This is a genomic window from Bifidobacterium margollesii, assembly GCF_002860355.1.
GTDB lineage: Bacteria > Actinomycetota > Actinomycetes > Actinomycetales > Bifidobacteriaceae > Galliscardovia > Galliscardovia margollesii.
In genome coordinates this window covers 1-8,789 of sequence record NZ_NMWU01000051.1, presented here as the reverse complement: position 1 = coordinate 8,789, position 8,789 = coordinate 1, and the positions used below count along the sequence as shown (strand labels likewise).

The 8,789-nt window shown below is 67.4% G+C and carries 15 protein-coding genes; 5 read left to right on the top strand and 10 right to left on the bottom strand.

What is annotated here, in order from left to right:
• A partial coding sequence (locus Uis1B_RS11185; protein WP_101618325.1) for a class II glutamine amidotransferase occupies positions 1 to 606 on the bottom strand: 606 nt, incomplete at its 3' end.
• Positions 597 to 1,655 carry a hypothetical protein gene (locus Uis1B_RS11180; protein ID WP_207763427.1) on the bottom strand — a complete coding sequence of 353 codons (1,059 nt, stop codon included), beginning with the start codon at positions 1,653 to 1,655 and terminating at the stop codon, positions 597 to 599. The genes Uis1B_RS11180 and Uis1B_RS11185, both read right to left, overlap by 10 nt.
• A gap of 537 nt (positions 1,656 to 2,192) precedes the next feature.
• Between Uis1B_RS11180 and Uis1B_RS11175 the strand changes: the two genes are divergently transcribed.
• From Uis1B_RS11175 to Uis1B_RS11160, 4 genes are all read left to right on the top strand, one after another.
• Positions 2,193 to 2,642, top strand: a complete 450-nt coding sequence (locus Uis1B_RS11175) for a helix-turn-helix transcriptional regulator (RefSeq protein ID WP_207763426.1) — start codon at positions 2,193 to 2,195, stop codon at positions 2,640 to 2,642.
• Positions 2,623 to 3,084: a hypothetical protein gene (locus tag Uis1B_RS11170; RefSeq protein ID WP_133124932.1), complete on the top strand. Its 462-nt coding sequence runs from the start codon at positions 2,623 to 2,625 to the stop codon at positions 3,082 to 3,084. Before Uis1B_RS11175 ends, Uis1B_RS11170 begins: the two co-directional genes overlap by 20 nt.
• Before the next feature lie 283 nt (positions 3,085 to 3,367).
• Positions 3,368 to 3,691 carry a type II toxin-antitoxin system RelE/ParE family toxin gene (locus tag Uis1B_RS11165; RefSeq protein ID WP_243390362.1) on the top strand — a complete coding sequence of 108 codons (324 nt, stop codon included), beginning with the start codon at positions 3,368 to 3,370 and terminating at the stop codon, positions 3,689 to 3,691.
• Positions 3,688 to 3,996 (top strand): helix-turn-helix domain-containing protein, encoded by a 309-nt coding sequence (locus Uis1B_RS11160; RefSeq protein WP_101618321.1) that lies wholly within the window; start codon positions 3,688 to 3,690, stop codon positions 3,994 to 3,996. The genes Uis1B_RS11165 and Uis1B_RS11160 overlap by 4 nt, the downstream gene beginning before the upstream one ends.
• A 65-nt stretch (positions 3,997 to 4,061) precedes the next feature.
• Here the strand turns inward: Uis1B_RS11160 and Uis1B_RS11155 are convergent, their stop codons facing one another.
• The 5 genes from Uis1B_RS11155 to Uis1B_RS11140 form a co-directional block, all read right to left on the bottom strand.
• On the bottom strand, positions 4,062 to 4,931 hold the full coding sequence (locus tag Uis1B_RS11155; RefSeq protein WP_133124931.1) for a hypothetical protein: 870 nt from the start codon (positions 4,929 to 4,931) through the stop codon (positions 4,062 to 4,064).
• On the bottom strand, positions 4,916 to 5,194 hold the full coding sequence (locus Uis1B_RS11150; protein ID WP_101618319.1) for a hypothetical protein: 279 nt from the start codon (positions 5,192 to 5,194) through the stop codon (positions 4,916 to 4,918). Before Uis1B_RS11150 ends, Uis1B_RS11155 begins: the two co-directional genes overlap by 16 nt.
• A 31-nt stretch (positions 5,195 to 5,225) precedes the next feature.
• Positions 5,226 to 5,591 carry a hypothetical protein gene (locus Uis1B_RS11145; RefSeq protein ID WP_101618318.1) on the bottom strand — a complete coding sequence of 122 codons (366 nt, stop codon included), beginning with the start codon at positions 5,589 to 5,591 and terminating at the stop codon, positions 5,226 to 5,228.
• A 264-nt stretch (positions 5,592 to 5,855) separates the two neighbouring features.
• The gene (locus Uis1B_RS12100; RefSeq protein WP_165782871.1) at positions 5,856 to 5,996 is read right to left on the bottom strand and encodes a hypothetical protein; all 141 of its coding nucleotides are present in this window, start codon (positions 5,994 to 5,996) and stop codon (positions 5,856 to 5,858) included.
• A 27-nt stretch (positions 5,997 to 6,023) separates the two neighbouring features.
• Positions 6,024 to 6,494 (bottom strand): hypothetical protein, encoded by a 471-nt coding sequence (locus tag Uis1B_RS11140; protein ID WP_101618317.1) that lies wholly within the window; start codon positions 6,492 to 6,494, stop codon positions 6,024 to 6,026.
• A gap of 138 nt (positions 6,495 to 6,632) precedes the next feature.
• On the opposite strand from Uis1B_RS11140, the gene Uis1B_RS11135 reads away from it, so the two are divergent.
• The gene (locus Uis1B_RS11135) at positions 6,633 to 6,998 is read left to right on the top strand and encodes a helix-turn-helix domain-containing protein (RefSeq protein WP_101618316.1); all 366 of its coding nucleotides are present in this window, start codon (positions 6,633 to 6,635) and stop codon (positions 6,996 to 6,998) included.
• A 31-nt stretch (positions 6,999 to 7,029) separates the two neighbouring features.
• Here the strand turns inward: Uis1B_RS11135 and Uis1B_RS11130 are convergent, their stop codons facing one another.
• The 3 genes from Uis1B_RS11130 to Uis1B_RS11120 form a co-directional block, all read right to left on the bottom strand.
• The gene (locus Uis1B_RS11130; RefSeq protein ID WP_101618315.1) at positions 7,030 to 7,695 is read right to left on the bottom strand and encodes a hypothetical protein; all 666 of its coding nucleotides are present in this window, start codon (positions 7,693 to 7,695) and stop codon (positions 7,030 to 7,032) included.
• A complete protein-coding gene (locus tag Uis1B_RS11125; RefSeq protein ID WP_101618314.1) occupies positions 7,692 to 8,318 on the bottom strand; it encodes a hypothetical protein in 627 nt (208 codons plus the stop codon). The genes Uis1B_RS11130 and Uis1B_RS11125 overlap by 4 nt, the downstream gene beginning before the upstream one ends.
• A gap of 100 nt (positions 8,319 to 8,418) precedes the next feature.
• Entirely contained in the window at positions 8,419 to 8,622 is a 204-nt protein-coding gene (locus Uis1B_RS11120) for a hypothetical protein (RefSeq protein WP_101618313.1), read from the bottom strand.
• Positions 8,623 to 8,789 lie beyond the last annotated feature (167 nt).

Genomic DNA, 8,789 nt, shown 5'->3' with positions numbered 1-8,789 from the left:
GATGACTCCGGTTTCGAGGTCTTGGGTGGCTTGCTGGTAGCCTTCCTCCCATCCGTCCTGCCATGCGGTGTCGAGGGTGTCCCATGGGTCGGTTTCGGCCCATTGCCAGTTGAGGTTGCTGACGGTGATGCCGTCGCGGAGTTCGATGCCTCCGGCTATCCATGTGAGGTGGCCGGTGTGGTCGATCTTGGCGAAGGCTCCTTGGGTGCCGTCGGTGAGGGGGTCTTGGCCGTTCTGCCATGCTTCGATGGCGTTGCGGCTGTCGTTGGCGTGGGGGCCGTGGGTGTGGCGGCGGGCGATGCCGTTGTGGGCGATGTAGCCGGTTTCGCCGTCTGGTAGTTGGTAGGCGAATGGGTGGGTGTTGGCTTCGCATACGCTTCCGTGGGTGGCGAGGCGGAAGTGGATGAGGGCTGGGGCGTTCTCGACGGCTTGCCAGTGGTGGTGGATGTAGGCGAGTGTCTGGTGGTTGTCGGGGTTGCGGTATCGGTGGAGGTGTTGGCCGTCCCACCATGCGATGCCTGCTCCGTTGGGGTTGGCGTCGCTCATTTGGGCGAGTTCGGTGCTGGTGGGCATGGTGCCGGGTTTGATGGTGGCGATCACGCACATGCTTCCTCCTTGGCGTGTTCGGTGGCGGTGTCGATGATGCGGCGGGCGGCGGTTGCGCGCCTGCGGTGTTCGGCGGCGGGGCCTTCGGGTCGTGGGATGGCGTTTCGGGCGGCGGTTTGGCTCATGCGTTGGATGTCCTGCGTTTTGAGGCTGTGGACGGGGTGGTGTTGGAGGAACCGCCACATGGTGTGGAGCCATGTGAGGGCGGGGGTGAGTTTCTGGGCGGTGTTGCGGTTCCATCGGCCGAAGGTGCGGAGTTCGATGGTGTTGCGGTGCTGGTCGTTGACTGCGGTGGCCTTGCCGGTGTAGTCGCCGTGGGTGAGGTGGCACCAGCGGGCGTCGTCGGTGTGGCGCATGTTGAGGGCCTTGGCCTGCTGGGGGTTGAGTCCGGTGAGCGCCCAGTACCAGCGTGCGGGGGTTTGCCGGGCGGTGCGTCTGATGTGGATGTGGCCGCCTGCGTTGCCGCCGTGTTCGGGGATGCTGGCGACGAGCCGGTTGATGGCTTCGAGGGTTTGCCGGTTCCATGAGAGGGGTTGGGTCTGGTATTCGAGTCCTTCGCTTTCGAGGCTTCCGTCGGGGCACCATCCGGCGATGAGGGGGCTGGTCTTGAGGGGTTCGCGGCTGTGGTCGCCGTCGATTTCGATCTCGATGCCGTAGGTGTAGGCGGCGTGCTCCCATGGTTTGCCGTCGTAGGGGCCGCGGTAGAGGGGTTCGCGTCGGTCGTCGGCGTGTTCGCGGTGGCATGTGACGCACCGGTAGACGCCTTCGTCGTCGGTGTAGCCGCATTCGCCGCACAGCACCCAGCCGCAGTCCTCGCAGGCGTAGCGGCAGTCGGGGCAGAGCCGGTAGCCGCATGATTCGCATTCGTAGGAGCAGTCGTCGCAGACGTCGTTGCTGCATTCCCCGCACTGGCCGTGGCATCCGGGGCATACGTGGTGGTGGTTGCAGTAGGGGTTGTCGCATTCGACGAGCCGGTCGGGGGTCTGTTCGGTGCCGCACACGTCGCATGGGATGAGGCGGGTGTCGTTCGTGTCGTTCGTGTCGTTCATGTCGGTTCCTTCCGTCCGTGGGGGGTGTCTCCCCCGGTGGACGGCGGACGGCATGGCGCATGCTCCGTCGCGTGGCGCCACGGGCGCGCGGACCCGGAGGGCCCCTGGTTCCGTCGAGTGGAGCGGAGGCGTCCCGTCCGAGCGCCGGCCTCGGCCGGCCGGCGCTATCATCGGGGCGTCGGAGCGGAGGGAGGCGGGTTCGGGGCCGGCCCCTTGGGGCCGGGACGCGCGGGGTCCCGTTGCGACGCGCCGGGCGTGCGCGATGCTGGCTGTCGGCCACCGCCCGGACCTGTGGTTCGGGTTCGCGGCGCGTCCCCGCGACGGTACGAGCGGGTGGGGTGCTGTCGCGCGCATGCCCCCGGTTCGGGGGTGTGCGCGTGGCCTTGCGCCGCGTGGTTTTTCCGGGGTGGGTCCGGCTGCCCGTCGGGTGGCTGGGTGTCGTGTTTTGGTTGACTGGTTGTCTGTTTTTGGTTGACATGGTGTATGATGGTGGTGTGGGGGCGATGGTCGTTCCCTTTGGTTTTCGGGAGGTTTGGCGTGGTGTCGGATGCTGTCGAGCGTGGTCCGTTCGTGTCGCGGAGCAAGGCGGATTTCCGGGTGATGCGGGAGTCGTTGGGTCTGAGTCAGGCGCAGGTGGCCCGTCTGGTGGGGGTGAGCCGGCAGACGGTGGTCGCGTGGGAGGATCCGGGTGAGTTCTATCCGCCGCGGCGTGAGGCGTGGGATCTGGTGGAGGGCCTGTGGGCGCGGGCGGATGCGCGTGCGCGGGCGATCGTGGAGATGGCGGTGTCGGCGGCGCGTGTGGCGCGTGAGCGTGGTGTGGAGCCGGCGCCGCTGCTGCTGTCGTATTGGCGGTGTAAGGCGGATTTCCGTCGTGCGGGGAATGCCGGTGATTGGCCTTCGGAGAACGCGGCGGTGCGGATGGCGGCGGATCGGCTGGCGGTGCTGGGTGTGCCGTGTTCGGTGGCGTATGCGGAGGTGGACGCGTGAGCGGGCGGGCCGGGAGGGCTGCGAGATGAAGGCCGGGCATGTTCCGGGATGGGCCGGTGGTGATGCCGTTGTGGACGTCGCCGATTTCCGGGGTCTTGAGGAGTATCGGCAGTGGCTGCTCATGTTCCGGCTGCTGAGGGACTATCCGGAGGGACTGATCCGTTCGAGGGGCTTGGCCCGTCTGCCCCGCATCGAGGCCCGGGTACGCGGCTCCTACTACCATGGTCTGGTGGCCGAGTGGCGCGAGACGCTGAAGGATCCGGATCCGGATCGTCTGAGGTCCGTGGCGCTCGACGTGTCGCAGAAGGGCATCGATATGCGGTCGATCATGCCGTTCGCCGGGGTGATGGGCCGGGAGGATCTGATGCGGGTGATCGGGGATTCGAGGAATGAATGGGGGAAGGGTTTCGGCATCCGCCGGGGGCCGTTCGCGCATCGTTGAGCGGGTGAGGCCCTCCGGGGGAATCGACGTGGACCGGCGTCCCGCCCATACGCGCATCCCCTTCCGGGATGTTAAAAAGCGTCAGAAGAATTACAGGATGGTGCCATAGTTTCAATATGGCCGGATTCTTTCAGTCGTGGCCATGGATTTTCGCTTCCTGAGCCCGGGGAGGTTCCATGCTCCGAGGGGATCGGAGGAGGCTGCCCACTCACCCGATATATATACCTTATATGGTATATTTGTGGGTATGTGGACGATAGAACTCGAACCGATCCGGGAATGGTTGAACACTCTGGATCGACCATCAAGAGTGCAGATCCTTGCGGCGATCAAGGTGCTGGAGGAATGCGGCCCCAACCTCAAACGCCCGCTGGTCGGCAAGATCGAGGGTTCCGTCATCAAATCGATGAAGGAGCTGAGACCAGGGTCGTCCGGGAACAGCGAAATCCGCATCCTGTTCGTCTTCGATCCGAGACGCAGGGCGATCATGCTCGTCGGAGGCGACAAGCAGCGCAAATGGGACAAGTGGTATCGCAGGGCCATACCGGAGGCCGAGGCCCGGTATGTGCGCTGGCTGGAGGATCATTACGGAAAGGATCTGAAATGAGCTACACGCCTGAACAGTTCGCCGCCGACAGCGGCATCACCCAGGAGGAGATCGACAAGGCCAGGGACCGTCTCGTCGAGGAGATGCGCCTGTATGAGCTCAGGGAGGCCCGCAGGGCGCAGGACGTGACGCAGAAGCAGCTCGCCGAGCGCATGGGCGTCAGTCAGAAGCGGGTCAGCGCCCTGGAGTCCGGGGATGTGGATCGTACGGAGATCCGTACGTTGCGCCGGTATCTTCAGGCGATCGGCGGGCGGCTTCACGTCGACGCGGTCCTGCCGGACGGCCGGACCCTCCAACTGGTGTGAGCCGCTGCGCCGGGCCGGAGTCGGGGGTCTTCCCCACCGGTTCGGCGTCACTCGCCCCTGTCTCCTCAGATCATGTCGTCGTGGCCGCCGGACTCCAGGAAGACGACGCGTCCGTCCGTGTCGCGGGTGTAGTGGATGCGCCCGGCGGCGGGGCTGCCCTGCTTGGCGTAGGCGCGCCAGACGAGTCCGCCCCATCGTCCCCGCCGGTTCGGTCCGACGCGTCCTTCCCTCACCGGGTGTGCGGTGGTGTCCAGCCCGTCGAGGATCGCGGCCATGCGGCGCAGCATGCTGGTCCGGTCGGCGCGGCGGGCGATGGTGCGGCCGAGTCCCGGTGCGATGTCCCATGATCCGGGCAGGGGGTGCCGGCGTTTGGTGGCGGGGTCGGTGCCGTCGGCCCAGGCGACGGCGACGGCGAGGCGGAGCCAGTCGTCGAGCATGTCGTCGGGCCAGGCCGAGGGATCCGGGCCGGCCGCGGCGCCGCCTGCGGCGTCACGTCGTCTTGGTGGTTTCGCCGGACCCGGCTTCGCCCGTCGCGTCCGTGCGGGCCGCGTCTCGTCGGCGCCGGAGCGTTTGGGACGGGTGAAGGAGGAGTGGATCAGGGTCTGTTCGAGCAGGTAGTCCATGCTGGATTCGTCGCGCCGGATCACGGTGCGGGCCCGCCCGTAGGCGGGGATGATGCTGGCGGCGCCGTCGTAGGCGCACATCGCGCCTCCGGTGAGGCGGGAGAGTCGTCCTCCCATGGCGGCCTCGGCGAGCAGGCAGACGTCGGTGTCGGTGCCGTCGACGGCCCGGGCGATGTCGTCCGGGTCGAAGCGGGGGCGTCCGTCGGCGTACGTGACGGACAGGACCACGATGGTGTTGCGCCGGTCGGGGTCGGTGATGCGTTCGGCGAGCCGGGCGAGCTGGCCGCCGGTCGTGATCATGCGGGGTTGCATGGGGTCTCCTCCCCCGCGTGGGCGCGGCGTCGGACGGGCGGGGCGATGCCGATGGCGAGGCGGAGGCGCCCGCGGTCGCGCGCGTCGATGAGGATGAGGGGCGCGTCGAGGATCCAGTCGGGCGCGTAGGGCATGTCCTCCACCGGGACGGTTCCGGCGTGCTCCCCGTCGCGTCCGTCGGGCGTGGCGAGGACGAGGTCGATGGGCGTGCCGTGCGGGACGAGTCCGGCGTCGAGCATGCGGCGGATGGTGATGTCGGTCATGGTCGTGGTTTCCTTTCCCGTGTCCGGCCGGCTAATGGCGGGTGTTGGCCTGGATGCGGTCGAGGTAGTCGCCGCCGATCCTGGTCTGGGATCGGGGTGCGCGGGCCCGGGCGATGGTCTGGCCGGCCCACGCGGTCATGGCGGGCCTGTCGAACGTCGCCACGGGCGTGCGGCGCGGACGGCCGTCGGGGTCGAACCGGTTCATCGCGGCGACGACGGTGAGGCATGCGGTGCAGGCGATGAGCGAGAGGATCCCCCGGTCGGCGGCGTGCATGGTGATCCTGGCGGCGGACGCGCCGGCGGGGATGACGCCGGCGCATAGTGCGCACCGGCAGTCGCGTTCGGCGCGCTCGTAGGGTTCGATGCGGGGTGTGGCCTGTGTGGCGGTCTGGTTCATGATGGTCTCTCCTGTCCGGCCGGCGGGTTTCCGTGCCGGCCTGTTCCATGGTGGCGCGTTCCGGGCGGGTCTTGTCCGCCCCGTCGTACGGGCCGGGCGGGCATGGGAAAGGGGACCCCGGTCCGCTGGATCGGGGTCCCCTGGAGAGAGAAGGGAATGAGGTTATGCGCGGCCGGGCGGGCCGTGGTTCCAGTGTAGGCGGTTCGGGCTTGCGGTCGTATGGGCGGAGGCTGGGAGAATCATGTGAACGCGCGGGCATGGGCCCTACATCGGCTCCCATGCCGAGCTGTTCCGGGGCGAGCTGATGTAGGGGCCGTGGGCGAGCTGCTCTCCGGTCAGGCGCATCTCGAATCCGCCGTCCTTTTGCCGGGTGATGGCACTCTCATGCACGGCCTTAAGCCGCACGATCAAGGTTTCCGTCCGGTGTCTTCGTCAGCGGCAGCCGGGACCGGACCGGGGATCGGGCGCGACCGTCGTGTCGATGACCTCGCGTCCGTCGTGCGGCGCCGCCCCTCCCCCGGTCCGGTCCCACCGGTCGGCCATGCGGCGGCGGATCTCGTCCTCCATCGCCATGTCGCGCCGGCGCAGTTCGGCCTCGGCCTCGCGGCGTTCGAGCCGGGTGGGCCGTTCGATGAACCATTGGGTCAGGACGCCGACGACGATGCATGCGGCCAGAACGCCCCCGAAGAGCAGCCCCTCCTTCAGTCCGAGGTTTCCGAACCCGACCTCGATCCCCGCGACCGCCAGCAGGGCGAGGTCGAGCACCGCGATCGCGCCGGCGATCTTCTGGATGATCCATGCCAGAGTGCGCAGCGGGGCGACGAGGAAGTTGAACAGCAGCGCCAGGGCGCCCAGGGCCAGGGTGCCCACGAGCACGAACGCGTACCAGAAGAGCATGATCATGATCGATCTCCGCCTTCCCTTGGGTCGTGACGGAACGGGATCGGGTCCGCACCCCGTCACGGTGATCGTTTTTTTCGTTATGTTTGATATTATCGTGATGCATGGTCATGTTGTTTCACATGGGGAGGAGCGAACGTCATGGATCGGTCGCGGAAACTGTCGGTTCTGGAGATGGAGATGCTGAGGCTCCTCGGCATGGAGGCCGTACCGGGGATGAAGGAGGCCGAGGGTTCCGCGTGTCTGACGACGGGTGACGGGAGGGTGATCCCCCTGACCGACGAGCAGATCGGGAAGGTGATGGGGGCGCTCACGTCGGGCGGGGAGCCCGACCTGATCTCCACCGGGCAGGCGGCGAGGCTGCTGGGCGTCACTCCGGTGACGGTTCGCCGGCTTCTGGATTCGGGGAGGATTCCGTGCGCCCGCCTGTTCGACGGGGGAAAGCGCCTGATCCTGCGCAGGGATGTGCTCGAATACCAGGCGGGGCGATTTGCGTCCGGAGCGTGAATCCATGTCGTGGTTCCCTCGATCATCCCGATCAGAGCGGCGGCCCGGTGGAGATCAGGCCGGTGAGCCGGTCGTATGCGCGGCCCTTCGCCTCCATGCGGCGCATGGACGTGGGTTCCTGCAGTCGCTCCAGCTCCTGGATGCGCCGGGCGAGCTTCGACCCCAGTCTGGCGCCCACGTCGGCCATCGCGGCCTTCTGCTCCAGAAGCTCCCTGGCGGTGTGGTACCGGCCGTACCGGCTGACGCTCGGATCGTAGAACATGCTGCGTGCGATCTCGCGCAGCAGTCGATCCTTGATCGGACCGGTGTCCACGCCGGGCGCATCATAGCCGGGCCTGCGTCGGTACCGCAGCACGTCCCGCTCGGGGTCGTACCACATGAGTCCGATGTCGCCCGGTACCTCATCGCGTGCGATGAGCCCCTTCGGGCAGACCACGGTCAGTGTGTCCACGTAGGGACGGTAGCGTTCGTACTTGGCGTCCCTCAGCCAGTCGGAGCGGCTGACCTTGATCTCGTAGCCGTGCACCCACATGACCTGATACGACCATTCCAGAGCGACTCCATCCAGCCGGAGGTCTCCGTCGGGCGCGCTGACCGTGATCTCCGGCCAGAATCCGGCCCTCCCGGTCCTCCGCCATCGTTCCGCCAGCGCGTCCTTGATGTCGAACGCTCCGGATAATGCCGTGGTTCCCGTCATGCCGCGTCTTCTTCGGTCGTCCGTCGTGTCGGGGCTCCGGAGCCTCGGCTCATCATCGCGGCGATCGTGTGCAGGGCCTTCGGCGTCATCCAGTCGCCGACGCACATGTCGACCAGGATCCTCCAGTCCCGCCACTCCCCCGATTCTGGGATCCAATAGTCGTCGTCGGAACGATCGAAATCCCCCGATTCGGTGCCGTCCGTGAGTTCGGTCAGTCGCCGGCGGAGGAGGAATCGAGCCTTGTCCGACTCGCATGTCGCGGTTCCGTCGATCATCTCGACCAGCGACTTGAGCCGGTCCGCGATCTGCGTCCATCGCGACCAGATGCGGCAGGCCATCCACAGGTCCCGTTCGGTCATGGGATGGGCGGGATCAAGGTGCTCTCGAATGCGGCGTTCCCCGAGCGCGTCGAGGATCCGGTCGACCGGATCGAGGATCGTGGCCCACGCGTAGAAGCCCCAGGTGTCGGGGTCCGCGGCCGGTTTTCCGGCGGTGTGGGATCGGATCATGCCGTCGATGCGGTCGAGATCCCGTTCCGCCGGCCGATGCGCCTCATAGAGGAGTTCGGCCAGAATGTTCAGCAGGTCGTCGAGGTTCTGTTCCTCTGGTTCCTTGTCTTTCATGTCATATGCCCTTTCCCGTTTCGTGTGTATGGGCGCCGGCCTGTTGGCCGGCACCCATTTGCTCGTTGGTTCGTTTGCTCGTTGGTGCGTTCGCTTGACGTCAGCGCAGCAGCCAGAGCATGCCGCCCGCGATGGGCAGCATGAACAGCACCAGCCCCGCCATGACGCGCAGATACCCGCACATCACGTCACGGTCGTGTCCGACGGCCGCCACCCAGGTCAGGTGGACGGCCAGGGCGACGAGGAACGCCAGCCACAGGGCCAGACCGATCCCCGCCACATGCGACCAGTCCAAGTCGATCACCTCCCTCCCATCGCCTCGACCGTTCAGAACAGCGGCGTCATGCCCGACGTGGACGTGGGCCGGCGCGGCGCGGGCGGCGCGGCCCGCGTCCGGGCGCCGAGCTCCCTGCGGGCACGCCGGACGCGACGCGCCTCCTTACGGGCCTGCATCGTGCGACGCGCCCGCTC

Bases quoted from the DNA above. Each gene is read 5' to 3' on its own strand.
- Uis1B_RS11180 (WP_207763427.1), bottom strand. From the start codon at position 1,655: ATGAACGACACGAACGACACGAACGACACCCGCCTCATCCCATGCGAC.
- Uis1B_RS11170 (WP_133124932.1), top strand. From the start codon at position 2,623: ATGCGGAGGTGGACGCGTGAGCGGGCGGGCCGGGAGGGCTGCGAGATG.
- Uis1B_RS11160 (WP_101618321.1), top strand. From the start codon at position 3,688: ATGAGCTACACGCCTGAACAGTTCGCCGCCGACAGCGGCATCACCCAG.
- Uis1B_RS11155 (WP_133124931.1), bottom strand. From the start codon at position 4,931: ATGCAACCCCGCATGATCACGACCGGCGGCCAGCTCGCCCGGCTCGCC.
- Uis1B_RS11150 (WP_101618319.1), bottom strand. From the start codon at position 5,194: ATGACCGACATCACCATCCGCCGCATGCTCGACGCCGGACTCGTCCCG.
- Uis1B_RS11145 (WP_101618318.1), bottom strand. From the start codon at position 5,591: ATGAACCAGACCGCCACACAGGCCACACCCCGCATCGAACCCTACGAG.
- Uis1B_RS11140 (WP_101618317.1), bottom strand. From the start codon at position 6,494: ATGATCATGCTCTTCTGGTACGCGTTCGTGCTCGTGGGCACCCTGGCC.
- Uis1B_RS11135 (WP_101618316.1), top strand. From the start codon at position 6,633: ATGGATCGGTCGCGGAAACTGTCGGTTCTGGAGATGGAGATGCTGAGG.
- Uis1B_RS11130 (WP_101618315.1), bottom strand. From the start codon at position 7,695: ATGACGGGAACCACGGCATTATCCGGAGCGTTCGACATCAAGGACGCG.
- Uis1B_RS11125 (WP_101618314.1), bottom strand. From the start codon at position 8,318: ATGAAAGACAAGGAACCAGAGGAACAGAACCTCGACGACCTGCTGAAC.